The following is a 20,123-nucleotide window of genomic DNA, read 5'->3' on the forward strand; positions in this document are numbered from 1 at the left end:
GGTCTCGTGGCGCGGTCATGGCCGGGATCACGGGTTCAGGACGTCGCGCAGGCCGTCGCCGAGCCAGTTGAAGGCCAGCGAGACCAGCAGGACGGCGGCGGCGGGGAACGTGGCGACGCCGGGGCTGCCGGTGACCAGCACCTTGGCGCCCTCGGAGATCATCCGGCCCCAGTCCGCGTCGGGCGGCTGGACGCCGAGGCCGAGCGCGCTGAGGCTGGCGGTGAAGACGATGTTCACCCCGACCAGGCTCGTCCCGTAGATCACGACGGACGAGGCGAGGTTGGGCAGCACCTCGGTGCACACGAGGGCCGCCTCGGAGGCGCCGAGCGAGCGCGCCGCCTCGACGTAGTCCTTCTCGCGCTCGACCCGGGCCTCGGCGAAGACGATCCGGGCGACGTACGGGACGGCGCCGAACACGACGGTCCCGGCCAGCACCCACGCGCCCGGCCGGACGACCGCGGCGAGCGACAGGGCCACCAGGATCACCGGGAACGCGAACATCAGGTCGACGAGCCGCATCAGCGCCCCGGACGCGCGGCGCCCCGCGAACGCGGCGAACAGCCCCACGGCCGTCCCCGCGACCAGGGCGGCCGTGACGGACGCGACGGACACGACGAGCGCGGTCCGGCCGCCGTAGACCAGGCGGCTCAGCACGTCCCGGCCCTGCTCGTCCGTGCCGAGCAGGTGCCCCGCCGATCCGGCGGGCGCCAGGACGCTCTCGGCGTCGGCGGCGTTCGGGTCGTGCGGCGCCAGCCACGGGGCGAGCACCGAGACCGCGACGACGACGGCGATCACGGCGAGCCCGAGCACGGCCTGCCGGTCGCGCGCGAACCGCGCGAGGGCGGAGCGCCGCGGCCGCGGCGGCGCCGTCCCTTCGGCGCCGGCGGTGGAGACGGTGGGCGCGCTCATGCGGCACCGTGCCTCAGCCGCGGGTTCAGCAGGTCGAGCGCGACGTCGGTGGCGAGGTTGACGAGCACGAACGTCACCGCGACCAGCAGCACGCCCGACTGGATCACCGGGTAGTCCGACGCGGCGATGGCGTTGAGCAGGACGCTGCCGATGCCCGGCCAGGAGAAGATCGTCTCGACGAAGACCACCCCGGTGATCACCGAGCCGACGGTGAGCCCGGTGATGTTCACGATCGGCGGCAGGACGTTGCGGCCGACGTGCTTGCCGAGGATCGCGGCGCGGCCGAACCCCTGGGACCGGTAGGTGCGGACGTAGTCCGACCGCTCGCTCTCGATGACCGCCGCCCGGACGAACCGCGCGATGATCAGCGTCGACACCAGCGACGCGGCGAACGCGGGGGCGACCAGGTGCAGCAGCAGGTCGCCGAAGCCGCCGTCGCCGCGCAGGTCGTGCATGCCGCCGGCGGGCAGCCACCGCCGTTCGACCGCGGTCAGGTAGATGATGATCAGACCGAGCCAGTAGATGGGCAGGTTGCTGCCGACCTGCACGAACAGCATCGTGACCCGGTCGGCGAGCCGGCCGTGCCGGATCCCCGCCACGAAGCCGATCGCGACCCCGAGCACGACCGTCAGCAGCGTGGCGCCGGCGACGAGCAGGAGGGTGTTGCGGAAGGCCGGGAACACGATCCCGGAGACGGGGCTGCGCAGGCTGAGCGAGACGCCGCCGCCGTGCGCGACCATGTCCTTCAGCCAGCTCAGGTACTGCGCCCAGGCCGGCCGGTCCAGCCCGTACGCCTGCCGGATCCGCTCGATCTGCGCGGGCGACATCTTCTGGCTGAGCGCGCCGCGGACGGGATCGGCCGGGCCCGCCTGCGAGATGAAGAACACCAGGAGGCTGATGACGAAGAGCAGCGGGACGACGTTCACCAGCCGCCACAGGATCCGACGCGCCATCGTCAGCTCGCCACCCAGATCCTGGACAGGTCGTAGTGGTCCTGCTGCGGCCAGACGAACCCGCCGACGCGGGACGAGACGGCGTAGTAGCGGTTGAACGACAGCAGCGGGAGGATCGTGGCGTCCTTGGCCCACGCCTGAGCGGCGTCCTGCCACAGTCCGGTGGCCTTGGCCGGGTCGGCGTTGTGCGCGGCCGCCTCGATCGCCTTGTTGGTCGCGTCGCTGGTGTCGGAGTACTTGTCACCGTCGTGGGCGACCACGCTGTGGTCGTGCGCGATCCGCACCCAGTTCGCCGCGACGTAGCCCCACTCCCCCAGGTACATCCCGTCGGTCGGGGTGAGGTTGGCGGTGCGGGTCCCGTAGGTGATCCACTCGAAGGACTCGACCTTCGCGTCGATGCCGACGGCCTTGAGGCCCTGCTGGATGAACTCGGCCGTGGGCTGCCCGGTCGTGTCGCTCAGGATCGTGAACTTGACCTGGCCGGGCCGGTAGCCGGCGTCGGCGATGAGCTTCTTCGCCGCCGCCGGGTCGTACGGGTAATCGACGGCGGAGGGGTCGTAGGCCTCGTTGCCCTGGTTGATGATCGAGGTCGCCGCCTCGGCGTAGCCCTTGTAGATCTTGGCGGCGAGTTGCCTGCGGTCGACGGCCTGGGCGATGGCCTGCCGGACGCGCTTGTCCCGCAGGTAGGGGTTCTGGAAGTTGTAGCTGTAGTAGATGATCTGCGGGACGTTCTTGTTCTCCGGGACGGTGAAGCCGGCCTTCTCCAGCGACGCCACCGAGTCCGGCGGGACGCGGCTGATGAGGTCGACGGCGCCGCTGCGCAGCGCGGCGACCCGGCTCTGGTCGTCGCCGACGGGCTTGAAGACCACCTTGTCGAGGTGGGGGCGGGCGCCCCAGTAGCCGGTGTTGCGCACCAGGGTCGTGTGGTCGCCGCGGACCCGTTCCTGGAAGGTGAACGGCCCGGTGCCCACCGGGTGGTCGGCGAGGCCGTCCTGGCCGTACTTCTCCAGCGCGGCCGGGCTGAAGATGCCGGACGCCGCGTTGCCGCTGTTCGGGATCTGCCGGAGGAAGTCCAGGAAGGGGTGCTTGAACGAGTACCGCACCGTGTGGTCGTCGACGACCTCGACCGACGCGAGGTCGCCGTAGACCAGCGACATGGTGGCGGCGCTGACCTTGTCGTAGTACTTGAACGCGGGGTCGGAGAAGCGGCGGACGTTGAACCGCACGGCCTCGGCGTCGAACGGTGTCCCGTCGCTGAACTTCACGCCCTGCCGCAGGGTGAACGTGTAGGTCCTGGCGTCGTCGCTCACCTTCCACGACGTCGCCAGCCTGGGCACGATCTTCGGCACGCCGGTGGGCGAGGACAGGTCCTCGTCGACGAGCGTCTCGTAGATGTTGCGGTCGATGCGCCAGGTCTCCCAGGAGTACTGGCGGTTCGGGTCGAACTGCGTCACCTCCTGGTACTGGCCGACGACGAGGGTGCCGCCGTCGCGGGGCCGGGAGCCCGCCGCGGCGCCGCTCCCCGACCCGCCGCACGCGGACAGGAGGAGGGCCGATACGGCGAGCGCGGCGGTCCACGCGAACGCGGCGCGCCGAGGGGGCGTGGACGAGCTCTTATTCTTCATTTTTCCTACCGTTTTTATCGAGTAGAGGCCGGTCGAAGGGCGCGATGGCGGAAGGCGGTGCCCGGATGGTCGTCGGGAAGCCGGGGGCCCGTGCCGAACAGCGCGTCGCGAACGGGACGCGGCGCGCCGCGCTCCCGCACCCGGCCCCGCCTGCCCAGCTCCGGGACGAGGTGCTCGGCGAGGTCGTCGAAGCTGCCCGGGGTCACCAGGTAGGCGAAGTTGAACCCGTCGACGCCCGTCCTCGCCGCGTAGTCCTCCAGCGCGTCGGCGACGGTGGACGGTCCGCCCACCAGCGCGTCCCCGCCGAACCCGCCCAGCCCGTCGACGTAGTCGCGCAGCGTGAGCCGCTCGCGGACGGCGGGGTCCGCGACGGAGGCCAGCACAGAGCGGCTGGCGTCGGTGTCGAACTCGCCGATCGGCCGGTCGAGGTCGTGCCCGGACCAGTCGACGCCGCTGAGCGCCGACAGCAGCACCAGGCCGCCGCGCGTGTCGCGGAACCGGCGCAGGTCGCGGGCCTTGGCCTCGGCGGCCCGGTCGTTCTCGTCCACGACCACGGTGACGGAGGTGATGAACTTGATGTGCTCGGGCCTGCGCCCGAGTTCCACCGCGCGCCGCCGGATGTCGTCGATGTTGCGGCGCAGCGCCTCGGGACGGGGGTCGGCGGCGAACACGAGCTCGGCGTTGCGCGCCGCGAACGCGCGGCCCGCGGCCGACGTCCCCGCCTGCAGCAGCAGCGGCGTCCGCTGCGGTGACGGTTCGACCAGATGGGCGCCGGGGACGGAGAAGTACCGCCCGGCGTGACCGATGCCGTGGACCCGGTCGGGGTCGGTGAAGACACCGCTGTCGCGGTCGCGCAGGACCGCGCCGTCCTCCCAGGATCCTTCCCAGAGCTTGTACACGACCTCCAGGAACTCCTGGGCGATCGCGTACCGCTCGTCGTGGCCGATCTGGCGTTCGCGGGCGATGATGTTGCGCGCCGCGCTGTCCAGCAGGGACGTGACGATGTTCCAGCCGATCCGCCCGCCCGTCAGGTGGTCGAGCGTGCTGAACTTGCGGGCGAGCAGGTACGGGTGCTCGTAGGTCGTCGACACCGTGACGCCGAACCCGAGGCGCTCGGTCGCGGCCGCCATGGCCGAGACCACGAGCAGCGGGTCGGTCACCGGGGTCTGCACGGCCCGGGCGAGCGCCTCGCGGGCGCTGCCCCCGTAGACGTCGAGCTGCCCCACCGCGTCGGCGATGAACAGCAGGTCGAACCCGCCGGCCTCCAGGCGCCGGGCGAGGTCGACCCAGTAGGACAGCTCGGTGTAGCCGGCGGTCCGGTCGTCCGGGTGCCGCCAGAGGCCGGTGTTGCCGTGCGACACGGTCGACATGGTGAACGCCGAGAGGATGAACGGGTCGGGCCGGGTCACGGCAGGTCACCGCCTTTCACGAGCGTCGGGACGGGGAGGGCGGCGCGCGCGCCGGGGCGTCCGGGCATCAGAAGACCGTGCCCGAGAACGGCAGCGTGTCGACCGCGAAGAGCGCGTCGATCCGCCGGACGGCGCCGGGGTCGTGGACGGCCACCCGCCCGGTCGCCGCCAGGTGCCGCCAGCGCGTCCCGCCCAGGTAGGCGGCCGCCAGCGTCGCGACGTCGGCGCCGAAGTCCGCGGGCGCGGACGTGCGCCGCACCCCCTTGGGCCCGATCTCGTAGGCGCCGTCGTTGCCGGGCAGCAGCGGGTCGCTCACCTGGAGCACCACCGGGTCCTCGCCGCCGAACGCGCGCGCCCGCAGCGCCGCCTCGACGTCGACCAGCCGCAGCCAGGTCTCGTCGCGGGGCGGGCCCAGCGCGACCGAGCGACGGTCGGTGACGGCCAGCGGCAGCGGGTCGTCCAGGGCCAGGGAGTCGAACGCGACGACGTCGATCAGGTCCAGCGAGAACAGGTGGCGCCACAGCCCGGCGCGCGCGCCGTCGTTGAGCGCGACGAAGTCGGTGACGGCCACCACCCGCTCGGAGCTGGTGAACCAGCCCGCCGTGTCCAGCGGATGGTAGATCGCGTACCCGTCGTCCACGCCGCCCGTGCTGTGGACGGCGACGTAGTGCGCCACCGCGTCGGACTCGCGGAGCCGGTGCTGCAGCCTCCACCAGCCGTCCGGCCGGTCGATCGCGCCGGTCCACGCGGCCCGCTCGTAGACGCCGGCCAGCAGTTCGACGGTGGCGGCCCCGTCGGCGAGCCGGACCTTCCCGCCCGCCGGGACCTCCGGACGCAGCCGCGCCCGGTCCAGGGTCACGCGCGCCGGCTGCGCCGACGACGCCACGCCGTACCCGAAGCGTTCGTAGATGACCGCCTCGGACGCGCGCAGCGTGGCGACGGCCTCGCCCCGGCCGGCGGCGTCGCGCAGCTGCCGCTCCATGAGCCGGCTGACGATGCCGCGGCGCCGGTGCGTCGGCAGCACGCCGACATGGGTCACCGCCGCGTGCGGGACGCGGGCGCCGCCCGGGACGACGAGCCGGCTGGTGTAGGAGTCGGCGCCGGCCACCACCTCGCCCCCGTCGAGGGCGCCGAGGTAGCGGCCCGCCTCCGTGATCTCCGTCGCGTCGACGTCCCGGAAGGGCAGGCCGACCATGGCCCGCAGGAAGACCCGGAACGCCGCGTTGACCTCGTCGGGCGCCGTCAGCGTGCGGAACTCGACGCTCATCGCTCCACGGCTTCCGTGCCGGTCGCGGCGGTCGTGCCGGTCGCGGCGGTCGTGCCGGTCGCGGCGGTCGTGCCGGTCGCGGTGTCCGCCGCCGCGCCCTGCGTGACGTCCGCCGCCTTGGCGAGGTCGGCGAACTGCCGGGGCCGCGGCAGCTCGCCGGTCAGGACGTGGCGGCCGATCTCGCGCTGCCGGTAGGGCAGCGGGTCGTGCGTCGTGTGCGTGCGGGCGTTGCGCCAGTAGATGTCGAGCCCGACCGCGTTCGCCGTGGAGCGCGCGCCGGTCGCCTGGTAGATGTTGTGGGTGACGTCCAGGACCGTCTCGGTCGTGACGGCCTTGGCCTGGTCGATGAGGATCGCCAGCCGCCCCCACCGCTCCTCGGTCAGGTCCGCGCCGAGCGCGAGGGCGGCCTCGAACTCCTCGCTCGCCGCGTCGGCGAGGGCGGTCGCGGCGGCGAGCGACGCCGACAGCCGGCCGAGCAGCTGCAGGTGGTAGGGGTCCTCGGTGACGTCCCGGCTGGCGGCCTCCGGCCAGGGCCGTCCCTTCTCCCGCACGTACCGCGCCGCCGCCGTGAGCGCGCCGTCGGCGATGCCGGCGTACAGGTGGGCGAAGATCAGCTGGCTGAACAGGCCGCGCAGGCCGTCGCGGCGCCGGTCGGCCGCGCCGTCGCCGAGCCCGGCGAGCACCTCGTCGGCGTGCGCGACGACCCCGTCGAAGGTGACGCTCCCGCTCGCGGTCAGCCGCTGGCCGAGGTTGTCCCAGTCGTCGCCGAAGGAGAGGCCGGGACGGTCGGGCGGGATGACGACGTTCACCGGCTCGTCGCCGTAGAGCAGCACGGTGATCAGGTCGGCGACGGCGACGCCGGTCGCGAACGTCCGCCGGCCGGTGATCCGGTAGCCGTCGCCGTCGCGCTCCACGGTGACGCCGGGGTCGCGCGGGTTGCTCACGCTGCCCTGGAACCAGCCCTCGGTGCCGACGCCCCGGGCGATGCGCTCCCGCTGCTCGGGCGTGCCGAGGATGTGCGTCCAGACCCCGTTGGAGTAGTGGTAGGTCAGCAGCTGCCCGATCGAGCCGTCCGCCGCGGAGACGATCCGCGACAGCTTGAGCGCCTGCGTCAGGCTGCCGCCTCCCCCGCCGAGCTCGCGGGGCGCCGCGAAGCCGAGCAGGCCGGCCTCGCGGAGCAGGCGCAGCTCCGCCACGGGGTTCTGGTTGGCCCGGTCCCGGGCGAGCGCGGTCTCGGCGAGCTCCGCGGCGACGCGTTCGGCCACCGAGGTCCAGGTGGCGAACTCCTCATCGGTGACACCGGCGTAGTAGGCGATGTCGACGGCGGGTCCTGCGGTCATGTCGGTCCTTTCGGGGTGTGAAGTGGTGGAGCCCATGTCAGGGCCGCGCCGCGGGCGCGCCGGCGGCGGGCGCGACGAGTCCGCGGCTCCGCAGCTCGGCGGCGGCGCCCTCGGCGAAGTGGTACGCCTCCTCCAGGTGCGGTTGCCCGGAGAGGATGAAGTGGTCGATGCCGAGGTCGTGGTACTCCTCGATCCGGTCGGCGACCTCCTGGTGGCTGCCGACGATCGCGGTGCCCGCTCCCCCGCGGACCAGGCCGTAGCCGGCCCAGATGTTCGGGTACACCTCCAGGTTCCGCCGGTCGCCGCCGTGCAGCGCGAGCATCCGGCGCTGCCCGACGGACTCGCTGGCCGCGAGCGCCTCCTGCGTCGCGCGGACGCGGGACTCGTCGATCCGGTCGAGCAGCCGGTCGGCCTCCGCCCACGCCTGGGCCGAGGTGTCGCGGCCGAGCACGTGGAAGCGGATCCCGAACGACAGCGTGCGGCCCGCCTCCTCGGCCAGCCCGCGCATCCGCTTCAGGCGTTCGGCGATCTGCGACGGCGTCTCGCCCCACGCCAGGTAGGTGTCGACGGTCCGCGCCGCGACCCGCTCCGCCGCCGGGCTCGCGCCGCCGAAGAAGACGGGCGGCGGCGTGTACGGCGCGAACGGGATCGCCGCCCCCTCGACGTCGTAGTGCTCGCCGCGGAAGTCGAACGGCTCCGCGGCGTCGGCGACGCCGCGGAAGACCCGCAGGAACTCCTCCGTCCGCTCGTAGCGCCGGTCGTGGTCGAGGTGGTCGCCGAAGCGACGCTGCTCCACCGAGTCGCCGCCGGTGACGATGTTGATCAGCAGGCGTCCGCCCGACATCCGCTGGAACGTCGCGGCCTGGTGCGCGGCGAGCGTCGGCGAGACCAGCCCGGGCCGGAACGCGACCAGGAACTTCAGCCGGCTCGTCACCCCCGACAGCGCGGCGGTCGTGATCCAGGCGTCCTCGCACCACGTCCCGGTCGGGGTGAGGACCGCCTCGAAGCCGAGCTGCTCGGCGGCGCGGGCGATGCCGCCGAGGTACTCGACGGTCGGCGGGCGGAAGCCGGACCGGACGGCGGACAGCGTCTTCTGCGAGCCGTCGCCGGAGCCGACGATGTCGCGGTTGTCGCCGTTCGTCGGCAGGTACCAGTGCAGGTGGATGGGCACGGTCTGATCCCTCGTTCTCGGTGGGCGGATGGTGGGCGCCGGTCACTCCGGCGCGCGCCGGGTGCGCCTTCCGGCGCGGGCGGCGTCGAGGATGCCGAGGGAGGCGAGGCGCTCCTGCTCGGCCTCCGACAGCGTCTGGATCGATCCCACCCGCGCGGCGACGTCCGGCCGTCGGGCGCGCAGCCACAGGTAGCGGGCGAGACCGGCGGCGATCAGCAGCGCGAACACGTACGGCAGGTACCGGTAGGCGCCCTCGGGAACCGGGACCAGGTTCTTGTAGATGACGTATCCGATGCCGAGGACGGCGAGGATCGACACCGCCAGGCCGGCGGGCGTCAGCGACCTGATGCCGCGCAGCCACAGCGGGGTGGCGATCGCCACCAGCAGGTAGGCGAAGAGGTAGGAGTAGCTGGACACGATGCTGACGTAGACGTCCCACTTGAACCGGCCGACGTCGCTGACGGTGCCGATCAGGCCGACCGCGAAGCCGACGAGGCTCACGAACGCGATCGCGACGTGCGGCGTGCGGAAGCCGGCGTGCACGCGCCCGAGCGCGCTCGGCAGCGCCCGCTCGCGCGCGAGGGTGAACAGGCTGCGCGCACCCGAGTTGATGACCGCCGAGGAGAACACGATCATCGCGGTGCCGAGCGACAGGTCGACGACGTAGGTCACCCAGTGGACGCCGGCGTTCCGCGCGACGACCGGCAGCGGGGTGCTGTCGGCGTCCAGCCTGTGCGGCCCCTGGAAGCCGAGCACCTCGGGGTAGGTCGCGATCAGGTAGACCAGCGAAAGGCCGATGACCAGCCGCAGGATCGCGCGTGGAACGTTCCGGTGAGCGTCCCTGGCCTCGTGGCCGAGCGACGCGGCGCTCTCGAAGCCGGCGTACGAGCCGACGGCGGTGACCGCGGCGATCAGCGTGACGCTGCGGCCGAGGTGGTCCAGGCCGAACTGGCCGGAGTCGACGTGCGCGCCGTAGTGGACGTACGAGGCGACCAGGATGACGGAGATCGCCAGCAGCGAGACGACCTCGAAGGCGAGGCCCGCCTTCACCGACAGGCTCACCCCGCGGTAGGGGATGAGGAACGCCACGGCCGACGCGAGCACGAGCAGCAGCACCTTGACCGCGAGGTGGTCGGTGTGCAGGCCGATCTCCTGCAGGAACGAGTTGAAGTACAGGACGGCGCCGAGCACGCCGCCGGCGGCGAACCCGATGTAGCCGATGATGAGCGCCCAGCCGGTGACGAAGGCCGCCGCCGGCCCGAGGCCGTTCCCGGCATAGGTGCCGAGCGATCCGGACGACACCGTCCGGCGGGCCTGCAGCGCGATCACCGCGGCGATGAGGTACGCGAGGACGCCGCCGACGATGGCGGCCCAGAAGGCGCCCTTCCCGGCGACGAGGAACAGCGAGCCGGGCACTCCGGCGATCGCGACGCTGGGCGCGGCGGCGGCCAGGCCCTGGGCGAAGACGCCGAGGCCGGACACGGCGTCCGCGCGGAGTTCCCCCGCCGGGGCCGCCAGGGCGGGCCGCGGGGACGGCGGCCGCTTTTCGTGCAGGGTCGATTCGTCTGTGGTCATGGTGAGGGGACCTCTCGGTGCTGGCCGGAGAAGGGGGTCGGCGGGCGCGCGTCATCGGCGCGCCGCGCACCTGGTGGGGACGGCGGCACGGACGGGGCTGGGAGCCGTATTACCGGGAGGTTCAGCGACAGCGCGAACCGAACAGGCGGCACAAGTCGAGGTACCGCCGACCGTAGAGGTCAGCTGCCTGGGACACGGCGAGGAGATTACCCTAAAACAGACCTGTTTAGTAGAGATTAAGGCCACTCCTTGATCGCTCGCCCACGCGCCCACCAGCGAGGAGGTGCGCCGGACCCGTATGGCACAGGCGGTCGCGGCGTTGACCGAAAGCCGACGAACCGTCACAATCTTCACTATGCGAGTAGGGATAGTAGGGAATACGCCGGCGAAGGGGACCTCACGATGACGACGCTCGGCTTGGAGCTGCGCCGCGTCTACGGCGCCTACCCGACCGGAGTGGCGGTGGTGGCGGGCCTGGTCGGCGGACGACCGGCCGGCATCGCCGCCAGCTCGTTCGTCCCGGTGTCCCTGGATCCGCCGCTGGTGTCGGTGTGCGTCGCCCGCACCTCCACGACCTGGCCGCTGCTGCGCGAGTCGCCGCGCATCGGCATCAGCGTGCTCGGCGCCCACCAGGAGCATGTGGGCCGGCGCCTGGGCGCCCGCACCGGCGACCGCTTCGCCGGTGTGGCCTGGCGGTCCACCGCCGACGGCTGCGTGCTGGTCGAAGGCGCGTCCGCCTGGTTCGACTGCGCCATCGAGCAGCAGGTCCGCTCAGGCGACCACGACATCGTCGTCTTCCGCGTCCACGACCTGGACGCGGCCGCGGACGTCCCGCCCCTGGTCTTCCACGCCAGCGCCTTCCGCAGGCTCGGCTGATCGTTCCGGGGCCGACCTGGAACGCTCCATCAGCGGTGCGGGAGCCGGCGGCCCGTCACCGCGAGGGACGCGTTCACCGCCGGCGGTTCACAGCGTTGCTAGGGGTTGCCCTGGAGTCCTGCAAGGAAGTGCTCCGCCGCGTCCTGGACTCTGGCCCGGTCCCCGGTGGCCAGGAGATCGAGGAGCAGACCGCGGATCGTCGCGATGGTGAGGGTGGCTTCGCGAGCGGCCGTCGACGGGTCGACGTGCGGGCCTTGCGCGTCGCACAGGGAATCCATCCAGTCGGCGACGACGTGGTCCAAGAAGTCGGAGAACTGCCGGGGGGCCTGGAGCGCACGACCGTAGACGGCGAAGAACAGCCGGAACTCCGCCTCCTGCCGCGGGTCGGACGTCCGCTCCCAGACCGCCCGCGCCGCCCCGGCCAGTCCGGGCCGGTGGTCGGCCGCCTCGCCGATGGCCGTGAAGATGCGCTCGCGCAGGCGCCCGAGGACGTCCTGGAGCATCTGGTCCTTCGAACCGAAGCGATGGACGAGCGTGGTCGGCGACACGTCGAGAGCGGCGGCGATGGGGCGCCATGAGAGGTCGTTGAACCCGTGCTCGACCGTGTAGTCCACCACGCGGTCGAGCAACTCGGCGCGTCGCCGATGGTCCACGGGCCGTCCTGCCACCGCCGCCTCCTGGTGATCCGGTTTGACTTAATAGAACGAACGTACAAAGAATGGAGCGGGGCCGGCAAGCGGCGGCACCGCGGAAGGTGACGCCCGCCCCGTTCAAGGAGAGTCGTCCTATGGCGCGAGTCGTTGTCTTCGATGAGATCGGCGGCCCGGAGGTCCTGCGCGTCGTCGAGGAGCCGGCCGGCGAACCGGGGCCCGGGGAGGTGCGCCTCAGGATCGAGGCGTTCGCCGTCAACCGGCTCGACGAACTGACGCGCTCCGGCGCCTCCCCCGTACCGATCCGGCTCCCTCACGCCCGGCTGGGCTGCGAGGGAACGGGCATCGTCGATGCCCTGGGCCCCGGCGTGGACGGGCTCGGCGTCGGCGACGCCGTCCTGATCACCGCGGTGCCCGACATGACGTCCAACGGCACCTATGCCGACTACACCGTGCTTCCGGCCGCGCGGGTCGTCAAGCGCCCTGCGGGCCTCACCCCCGCCAAGGCGGCCGCGCTCTGGGTCGCCTACTCCACCGCTTATGGCGCGCTCGTGGAGAAGGCCAAGATGCAGCCGGGCGACAACGTCCTGATCACCGCCGCCTCGGGCACCGTCGGCCTCGCGGCCATCCAGATCGCCAACCAGATCGGCGCCGTCCCCATCGCGGTGACCCGGCACACCGCGAAGAGGGACGAACTCCTTGCCGCGGGCGCCGCCGCCGTCATCGCCACGGACCAGGACGACCTCGCGAAAACCGCCTCCCTGCTCACGGGCGGCGCCGGGGCCGACATCATCCTCGACTCCGTCATGGGTCCCGGACTCGCCGACCTGGCCGCGGCGGCCAAGCGCTTCACCGGCACCCTCGTCACCGTCGGATGGCTCGACCCGCGGCCCGCGCCCTACCCCTCGAACGCCATCACCACCCACCGCTACATGAGCTTCGAGCACACCCTCGATCCCGCGGCCGTGCGGCGCATCGCGGCGTTCCTCTTCGCCGGCCTGCGCAGCGGCGCCGTGGACCCGGCCGTCGACAGGGTGTTCGCGCTGGAGGAGATCGTCGAGGCCCACCGGTACCTGGAGAGCGGCCGGCAGGCCCCCGGCAAGATCATCGTCACCACCGGCGCGTCCGGCTGACGGCACGGAGAGGGAGCCTGACCAGCGCCTGCCCCGCGACGAGCCGCGGTCGCCGACCATGCTGCGGCTCCCCCCGGGTCAGGCGGGCCGTTGCCTCGGCTTGTCGACCACGGAGACGCGCAGTTGGGCGCTGCAGCGCAGGAGGGTGCCCGCCTTGACGCCGCCGGGCAGGTCGCCGACCGCGGTGAGCCGGTCGCCGAGGTAGCGGTAGCTTCCGCGCGCCACGATGATCTGGAGGCGTTCACCCTGACCGGTACGGGCGAAACCGATGCCGTGCCGGCCCGCGTTGTCGACGGCGTCCTTGTCCAGGCGGACGCCCGGGACGCGGGCGAGGACGTCGTACAGCGCGGCCCGCAGGTCGCGCGGGATGTGGCCCTGCATCAGATCGGCGACCGTCTCGACGGCCGCCTGGTCCCGGTCGAAGTTCTGCAGGAAGGACTTCTCGTCGGCCTGCGCGTAGACGCGCGCGCGCAGCAGGGCCGGGTCGGTGGGCAGCGAACGGACGAATTCCTCGCTGTCGGGATCCCAGCCATGCTGGTCGGGGAACAGCGCGAGTTTCTCCTCGCGCCCGTTCACCTGGCGCACCACCATGGCCGGGTCGACCGCGCACCAGCCGTGGCGGCCGCCCGCGGCCTTGCAGTCGCGGATCTTCCCGCCGGTGGCGGGATACCAGCTGCGGATGTGGAAGCTCGTGGTCGGGTGCGGGGTGTCGGCGTCCTCGCCGGGGGCCCACATCACGCCTGCGCCGGGGACGCCCCGGACCGTCGACTCCACGTAGATCCATTGGCCGGGACGGGCGGCGGCGTCGGTCCCGGCGCGGGTGGCGGCGGCCGCCCGGCGCAGCACGACGGCGGCCTCGGCCGGCGCGGAGCCGTGCCCGCCGAGGACCGGCACGACACCGACCGCCACCGCGGCGGCCGCGGCGATTCCCCCTGCGAGCACCGCCCGGCGGCCCGGCCGCGGCAGCGCGGCGCGGCGGCCGGTCGGCCCGGCCTCCGGCCCGTCGGCGAGGATCCGGGCGAGGGCGCCGTCGAGCGACTCCCGGCTCGGTGCGGGCACGTCGGGCTGCGCCGCGCGCAGCATGTCCAGCTCGTTCACGGGGTGTCCTCCTCCGAGATCAGGGTGGGGTCGGCGCCGCCGAGCGCGTCGCGGAGGCGGCGGCGGGCGCGGTGCAGCCGGGACCGCACCGTGCCGACCGGGATGTCCAGGGCCTCGGCGACCTCGTCGTAGCTGAGGTCCGCCCACGCGACCAGCAACACGACGTTGCGGACGCGAGCGGGCAGCCCGGCGAGCGCCCCTGCCAGCGGACCGTGCAGGCTCTGCGCGGTGACCCGGTCGGCGACCTGCTCGCCCACCTCGTCACCGGACCGCGCGGCGGGGCCGCCGGCGGGCGCGGCGCGTTCCAGCAGCCGGTACGTGCGGACCTCGGCCGCCCGATGCCGGGCGATGAGGTTGGTGGCGATGCCGTAGAGCCAGGGCCGGGCGTCGGCGCGGCCGGGGTCGAAACGGTGCCGGCTCCGGAACGCCACCAGGAACGTCTCGGCCACCAGGTCGTCGGCGGCGTCCGGCCCGAGCCGCTGGGCGATGTAACGGTGGATGCGGGGCGCGTGCCGGTGGAACAGCGGCGCGAACTGCTCGGGTTGCGCCAGCGACCGCGCCATGAGGACCGCGTCCCCGGGTTCCCCGCCGGAGGGCGCGACCGGATCGGCGTCGACGGCACCTGACCCGTTCGGGTCCTCGGACGCGGCGGCGATGCACCGGTCCGGTTCGTCGATGAGAGTCACGTCCGTCCCCGCCGGGTCGTCGTTCTGTGCACTTTGGCCTCCTGTGCCGGGGATCCGTCATGGATGATTCCTCGCAAGCCCGGAACGGGTTCCCCTTGCGGCACATCGCTCGCGTCATGACGGCTCGGCGGCGCGTACGGTCGGCGGTGCCGGTCCACTCGGGCGTCCTCGTCGATCGCGACCGGCGGGGTTGCGACTGACCGGAAGCGGACGACGCGCGGGAGTACCGGTGAGAGGGGGCGAGACGTCCAATCGGCGTGACGCGCTTCCCGCGTCCTCGCCGGGAGAACCGGTCGGCGGGCGGGCTCGCTCAAAGGGGATATCGATGACGGACCCTCAGGACGCTCAGGCTGTGGTCGAGGCGCTCGCTCTCACCGGCGCCACGACGGTGGTGGCGGCGATGGCGACCGAGGCGTGGCAGGCGACCCGCACCAGAACGGCCCGGCTGTTCCACCGGCAGGGGCGGGCCGCGTCGGCGGTCGAGGCCCAGCTCGACGGCGACGCGGAACTCGTCCGGAGCGAGGACGATCCGGACGGCGCTCGGCGGGACCTCGTCGGGCCGTGGAAGCGGCGGTTCGCGGCGCTCCTGCGCGAGCTCCCCGAGTCGGAGGCCGACCTTCGCGCGCTGATCGACGACGTGAGCGGAGAGCTCCCCGTCACCCAGCGGGTCTGGCTGCAGAACAACACCGCCGACGATCACGGTGTCGTCAACGCGGTGCAGCACGGCAACCAGTACACCTTCTACATGGACGCGTCCGGCCCGGGACGGCCCGCGCAGGACGGGAGCGGCGCGGGTTCGGGTGATGGCGAGGCGGAGGCGTGACCGATCGCGGGCCGGACCCGACGGACCCGACCGGACGACCGGACCGCCCGGTGTTCACCCAATACGTCGCGGCGGCCGGTGATGGCAGTGTGAACGCGGTCCAGCATGGCGACCAGTACAACTACATCTACCGCGGCGCACCGCCCTACCGCGTGGAGCCGTTCCCCCTTCCGGGGCCTGCGACGGTCTTGCCCGACCTGGCGCGGGTCCCCAGCCGCCTGCTGATGGCCCGCCACCAGGTGGTGCCGTACTTCCCCCGGCCGGAACTGGACCTGCTGGAGGCGTGGCGGGAGGACGCCGGGACGGAACTGTCCGTGCGGCTCGTCCACGGCGAGGGCGGCCAGGGCAAGACGCGGCTCGCCGCCGAGTTCGCCGCGCGGTCGGCGGCCGCCGGATGGACGGTCGCCCTGGCGCGCCACGTCAGCGAGGTCGCCGCCGCGGACGGCGGCGACGTGCACCTCACGGTGCGGGCGCCCGGCCTCGTCCTGGTCGTCGACTACGCCGAACGGTGGCCGCTCGGCGACCTGGTCGCGCTGGTGCGCCGGCATCGCGACGCGGCCCGGGACCGGTTGCGGGTCCTGCTTCTGGCACGGCCCGCCGGCACCTGGTGGCAGGGCCTCGCGCACCAGTTCGCCAAGCTCGACGTGCCGGACGCCGAGGCGGTGCGGATGCGGGCGCTCCCCGGCGGGTCCGATGTGCGGTCCGCTATGTACGCCGCCGCCCGGAACCGTTTCGCGGAGATCTTCGACGTCCCGGACCCGGACGCGATCGCGGGCCCCGCCGATTTCGACGACCCGGGATTCGCCTCGCCGCTGACCCTGCACATGCGGGCGCTGGCCGACGTCGACGCCGCCTCACGGGGGACGGCCGCGCCCACCGGCGGCGATCAGGCCCGCCTGTCGTCCTACCTGCTGGACCGCGAGCACGACCACTGGCGCTCGTCCCATGACGGCGGGAACGGCCCCCTAGGGACACCGGCGGCGACGATGGGGAAGGCCGTGTACGTCGCGGTCCTCACCCGCCCGCTGCCGCCCGCCGACGCGGAAGCGGCGCTGGCGCGCGCCGGTGTCGCCGACACCGCGCCCGCACGCGAGGGGATCCTGCGCGACCACTCCTGCTGCTACCCGCCCGCCGATCCGGCGCTCCTCCTGGAACCGCTCTACCCCGACCGGCTCGGCGAGGACTTCCTCGCCCTCACCCTGCCCGGCGCCGAGGACGAGGCCGGCTACCACGCCACCGACCCGTGGACGTCCACGGCGCCCGTCCGGCTGCTCGCGCCGGACCGGGACGGCCCCGGCGCCCTCCCCTACACCCGGCAGGCGGTGATCACGCTGATCGAGACGGGCCGGAGGTGGCGCCGGGTCGCCGAGCACCAGGTCTACCCGCTGCTGCGGGACCGGCCGCGGCTGGCGCTGGAGGCGGGCGGCACGGCCCTGGCGTCCCTGGCGGAGTCGACGGAAGTGCCCGTCGGCCTCCTGGAGGCCATCGAGCCCCACGTGCCCGGCCGCCGCCACGTCGACCTGGACGTCGGCATCGCGGCCCTCACCCGGCGCCTGGCCGCCCACCGGCTGGCCACCGTCCGAGATCCCGGCCGGATCGCCGGCATCCGGCACGAGCTCGGCGTGCGCCTCGGCTACGCCGGACTGCACGGCGAGGCCCTCGAAGCCATCGCCGAGACGGTGGACCTGTACCGGCGCATGGCGGGCACCGATCCGGAGGCTTTCGAGCCCCTCCTCGCCACGTCGCTGAACGACCTCTGCGGGACGCTCCTGCAACTGGGCCGCCGTGAGGAGGCGCTGAAGGCCGTCCAGGAGTCCGTGGCCATCCGGCGGCGCTTCGCCGACGCGGACCCCGCCGCGTTCGAGTCCGGCCTGGCCACCTCGCTGCACAACCTCAGCCCGATCCTGCTGGCGCTCGAACGGCGGGACGAGGCGCTGGCGGCGACGCTGGAGGCCGTCGGGATCCGCAGACGGCTGGCCGAGGCGGACCCGTCCCGGTTCGAGGAGGATCTGGCGGCGACGCTGCAGCATCTCGGCGGCAACATGTGGAAGCTCGGCCGCCGGGAGGAGGCGCTCGCGGCCACCCAGGAGGCCGTCGTCATCCAGCGCCGGCTCGCCGGCGCCGACCCCTCCGCGTTCGAGCCCGGTCTCGCCGCCACCCTGAACAACCTCGGCACGACGCTGACCGCGGTGGGGAGGCGGCAGGAGGCGGCGGCGGCCGCGCGGGAGGCGGTGGACATCCGGCGGCGGCTGGCCCGCACGAACCCGGCCGCGTTCGAGCCGGGCCTCGCCACGTCCCTCAACAACCTCGGCATCGATCTGGCCGCACTGGGCCGGTACGAGGAGGCGTTCGACGTCGCCGTGGAGGCGGTGGCGATCCGGCGGCGGTTGGCCGCCGCGGACCCGGTCGCGTTCGAGCCCGACCTGGCCCTGGCACTGGGCAACCTCGGCACGAGGCTGGGGCAGCTGGGACGGTTCGAGGAGGCCCTCGACGCGGCACGGGAGGCGGTGGACATCCGGCGGCGGCTGGCCGAGGCCCATCCCCGCGCGTTCGAACCGGAACTGGTCAACTCGCTGAGCAACCTCAGCACGAGGCTGATCGAGTTGGACCGCTTCCAGGAGGCGCTGGGGCCGGGCCGGGAGGCCGTGGACCGGTACCGGCGGCTGGCCGAGGCGGCCCCCGGCGCGTACATGACGGACGTCGCGATGTCGCTGAGCAACCTCGGCGCCGTCCTCTCCGAGACCGGACGGAACAAAGAAGCGGCCGCGGTCACCGAGGAGTCCGTACGGATCTACCGCGACCTGGCCGAGGCGACGCCCGGCGCCTACCAGGCCGATCTCGCCGAGACGCTCAACAACCTCGCGGCGATCCTGGGCGAGCTGAGACGCGGACGTGACGCGCTGGACGCCGCCCGCGAGTCCGTCGACCTGTGCCGGCCGCTGGCCGCGAGCGATCCGGGGAGCTTCACCCGCTACCTCGCCATGTCCCTTTACACCCTCTCCGTGGCCCAGGCCCGGAGACGCGACTTCTTCGGGGGGTTCGCGTCCATCCGCGAGTCCGTGGCGCTGCACCGGGAGTTGGCCGAGGCCGTCCCGGACGTGTACTCGCCTCGCCTGGAAGCGTCGCTCGACGTCGCCAAGCGGATGCTCTGGATACTGCTGCGCTGGAAAGATGCCAGGCGGGTGCGCCGTCTGACGCGAGCCGGCGCCCTCGACGAGGCGGCGCAGACCGTCCTGGACCTGGCCATCCCGTGAACGTGACCACTATGTCGGGGCGCGCCCGCTCGGGGGCGCCCGGGGCGGCCGGACGCGGGATCCGGGAGGCCGGGGACGAAGGGTGGCGGTGGGCGCTCGCGTCCAGCGCGGTGCCGGCGGCGGTCGTGCTGCTGATGCGCGTCGGCGCGCCCGAGTCGCCCCGCTGGCTGATCAGGAAGGGTCGCGGCACCGAGGCGCGGGCCGTCGTGGACAGGTGGCTCGGCTCCAACGTGTCGCTCGACGAAGCGGCGGACACCGCCGAGCAGCGTCCCTGGCGGGACCCGTTCGGCCGCGCGATGTGGCGCCGGACCCTGGTCGGCGGCCTGTTCTGGACGGCGCTCGCGGTACCGAGCTTCTCCCTGTTCGTGTTCCTCCCCGACGTCCTGAACGCCTCGGACGTCCGCGACGAGTTCTGGGGCACGGTGCTGCCGCTCGCCTTCGCGGTGGTGGGCTCGCTGCTGGGGCTGGCCGTCCTCCCCCGGATCGGCCGCCGTCCGGCCCTGCTGTACTCGATGGGCGTGCTGGCGGTGCTCAGCCTGTGGGTCGGTCTCCTGCCGGGCCCCGCAACTGTTCCCGACCGCGCTGCGCGCCTCCGGCCTCGGTGTCACCGCGGCGATCAGCCGCGTCGGGGCGGCCGCCGGCACCTTCCTGCTCCCGGTGATGCTCGACCACGCCGGAGTCGGCGCCGTGATGGTCGCCACGGCCGCGACCCTGCTGCTGGGCATGGTCTTCACCGCCCTGTGGGCCCCTGAGACCAATGGCGTGAGCCTGGAGGAGGCCGGCGCCCCCTCCCGCGCCTCAGGTGCCGAGGACCGCGCGACGCCATCCGCCAGACCGGCACCGTAGGAGACGGCGTCCTAGGCGACCTTCGTGATCTTGCATTCGATGCCCGCGGGTCCGATCGGAGCTTGCGCCGCGGTGGTTCCGCCGAAGGTCCTCGAACCTCGAACCTCGAAGGTCTGCAGGCCGATCCGCTGGTGAGAGGCCGTGTCCAGAACCTCGACGGTGACCGCGTAGCGGGTCGCATTGCCCGTGATCGTGCCGCTGACCGTCACCGTGCCCTGCGATCCGGACGTGTTCACCTGGCATTCCACGTGGGTGCTGTAGCTCTTCGGGCCGAGGGACTGGGCGCTTCCTCCCTGCCCACCGATCAGGTACAGCACGGCGAACAGCCCCAGGACCCCCGCCAAGCCCAAGGCGAAGATCAAGTACTTCCTCCGCCCGGGGCGCGGACGCGAGCCGTGATCGTCGTTGGCCATGGTCCACTCGTGCGTCGGCATCGCTGTCCCGTCACCCTGTTCGATCCTGCTAGGCGAAAACTGCGCAGGTCAGCATATAGCTCAGGACGTGTGGC

At 73.2% G+C, this 20,123-nt stretch carries 16 protein-coding genes and 1 pseudogene; 5 read left to right on the forward strand and 12 right to left on the reverse strand.

The features are described from left to right. Window positions 1-27: 27 nt before the first annotated feature. The 8 genes from ABT299_RS09545 to ABT299_RS09580 all read right to left on the reverse strand — a co-directional run bounded on the left by ABT299_RS09545 (window position 28) and on the right by ABT299_RS09580 (window position 10,249). Window positions 28-909, reverse strand: coding sequence for an ABC transporter permease (locus ABT299_RS09545; RefSeq protein WP_500250351.1), 882 nt, complete (start codon window positions 907-909; stop codon window positions 28-30). Then, the gene (locus ABT299_RS09550; RefSeq protein ID WP_500250352.1) at window positions 906-1,862 is read right to left on the reverse strand and encodes an ABC transporter permease; all 957 of its coding nucleotides are present in this window, start codon (window positions 1,860-1,862) and stop codon (window positions 906-908) included. Before ABT299_RS09550 ends, ABT299_RS09545 begins: the two co-directional genes overlap by 4 nt. 2 nt (window positions 1,863-1,864) lie before the next feature. Further along, window positions 1,865-3,487 (reverse strand): ABC transporter substrate-binding protein, encoded by a 1,623-nt coding sequence (locus tag ABT299_RS09555; RefSeq protein WP_500250353.1) that lies wholly within the window; start codon window positions 3,485-3,487, stop codon window positions 1,865-1,867. A 14-nt stretch (window positions 3,488-3,501) separates the two neighbouring features. Further along, entirely contained in the window at window positions 3,502-4,896 is a 1,395-nt protein-coding gene (locus tag ABT299_RS09560; protein ID WP_500250354.1) for an NtaA/DmoA family FMN-dependent monooxygenase, read from the reverse strand. A 67-nt stretch (window positions 4,897-4,963) separates the two neighbouring features. Next, window positions 4,964-6,163 carry a GNAT family N-acetyltransferase gene (locus ABT299_RS09565; RefSeq protein WP_500250355.1) on the reverse strand — a complete coding sequence of 400 codons (1,200 nt, stop codon included), beginning with the start codon at window positions 6,161-6,163 and terminating at the stop codon, window positions 4,964-4,966. Further along, the gene (locus ABT299_RS09570) at window positions 6,160-7,503 is read right to left on the reverse strand and encodes an acyl-CoA dehydrogenase family protein (RefSeq protein ID WP_500250356.1); all 1,344 of its coding nucleotides are present in this window, start codon (window positions 7,501-7,503) and stop codon (window positions 6,160-6,162) included. The genes ABT299_RS09565 and ABT299_RS09570 overlap by 4 nt, the downstream gene beginning before the upstream one ends. A gap of 37 nt (window positions 7,504-7,540) precedes the next feature. Next, complete coding sequence (locus ABT299_RS09575; protein WP_500250357.1) at window positions 7,541-8,674, reverse strand: LLM class flavin-dependent oxidoreductase; 1,134 nt, start codon at window positions 8,672-8,674, stop codon at window positions 7,541-7,543. 42 nt (window positions 8,675-8,716) lie between these two features. Next, the gene (locus tag ABT299_RS09580; RefSeq protein WP_500250358.1) at window positions 8,717-10,249 is read right to left on the reverse strand and encodes an APC family permease; all 1,533 of its coding nucleotides are present in this window, start codon (window positions 10,247-10,249) and stop codon (window positions 8,717-8,719) included. 402 nt (window positions 10,250-10,651) lie between these two features. Here ABT299_RS09580 and ABT299_RS09585 point away from each other — a divergent pair, with 402 nt between their 5' ends. After that, complete coding sequence (locus ABT299_RS09585) at window positions 10,652-11,125, forward strand: flavin reductase family protein (RefSeq protein ID WP_190853242.1); 474 nt, start codon at window positions 10,652-10,654, stop codon at window positions 11,123-11,125. Window positions 11,126-11,223: 98 nt separating this feature from the next. On the opposite strand, the gene ABT299_RS09590 is transcribed toward ABT299_RS09585, so the two are convergent. Further along, window positions 11,224-11,778 carry a TetR family transcriptional regulator gene (locus tag ABT299_RS09590; protein WP_206699809.1) on the reverse strand — a complete coding sequence of 185 codons (555 nt, stop codon included), beginning with the start codon at window positions 11,776-11,778 and terminating at the stop codon, window positions 11,224-11,226. 134 nt (window positions 11,779-11,912) lie between these two features. Here ABT299_RS09590 and ABT299_RS09595 point away from each other — a divergent pair, with 134 nt between their 5' ends. Next, the gene (locus ABT299_RS09595; RefSeq protein WP_500250359.1) at window positions 11,913-12,908 is read left to right on the forward strand and encodes a zinc-dependent alcohol dehydrogenase family protein; all 996 of its coding nucleotides are present in this window, start codon (window positions 11,913-11,915) and stop codon (window positions 12,906-12,908) included. A gap of 78 nt (window positions 12,909-12,986) precedes the next feature. Here ABT299_RS09595 and ABT299_RS09600 read toward each other — a convergent pair whose 3' ends face one another. Continuing rightward, on the reverse strand, window positions 12,987-14,006 hold the full coding sequence (locus tag ABT299_RS09600; RefSeq protein ID WP_500250360.1) for a CU044_5270 family protein: 1,020 nt from the start codon (window positions 14,004-14,006) through the stop codon (window positions 12,987-12,989). After that, complete coding sequence (locus ABT299_RS09605; RefSeq protein ID WP_500250361.1) at window positions 14,003-14,692, reverse strand: RNA polymerase sigma factor; 690 nt, start codon at window positions 14,690-14,692, stop codon at window positions 14,003-14,005. Before ABT299_RS09605 ends, ABT299_RS09600 begins: the two co-directional genes overlap by 4 nt. A 325-nt stretch (window positions 14,693-15,017) precedes the next feature. Between ABT299_RS09605 and ABT299_RS09610 the strand changes: the two genes are divergently transcribed. From ABT299_RS09610 to ABT299_RS09620, 3 genes and pseudogenes are all read left to right on the forward strand, one after another. After that, window positions 15,018-15,515: a hypothetical protein gene (locus ABT299_RS09610; RefSeq protein WP_387025159.1), complete on the forward strand. Its 498-nt coding sequence runs from the start codon at window positions 15,018-15,020 to the stop codon at window positions 15,513-15,515. Continuing rightward, window positions 15,512-18,769, forward strand: coding sequence for a tetratricopeptide repeat protein (locus tag ABT299_RS09615; RefSeq protein ID WP_500250362.1), 3,258 nt, complete (start codon window positions 15,512-15,514; stop codon window positions 18,767-18,769). The genes ABT299_RS09610 and ABT299_RS09615 overlap by 4 nt, the downstream gene beginning before the upstream one ends. 11 nt (window positions 18,770-18,780) lie before the next feature. Then, a pseudogene (locus tag ABT299_RS09620) lies at window positions 18,781-19,615 on the forward strand (MFS transporter). 11 nt (window positions 19,616-19,626) lie between these two features. On the opposite strand, the gene ABT299_RS09625 reads toward ABT299_RS09620, so the two are convergent. After that, window positions 19,627-20,028, reverse strand: coding sequence for a hypothetical protein (locus tag ABT299_RS09625; RefSeq protein ID WP_500250363.1), 402 nt, complete (start codon window positions 20,026-20,028; stop codon window positions 19,627-19,629). Window positions 20,029-20,123: the final 95 nt, after the last annotated feature.

Origin of the sequence: Spirillospora sp. NPDC000708, from assembly GCF_040299565.1 — a bacterium.
Classification (GTDB): Bacteria; Actinomycetota; Actinomycetes; order Streptosporangiales; family Streptosporangiaceae; genus Spirillospora.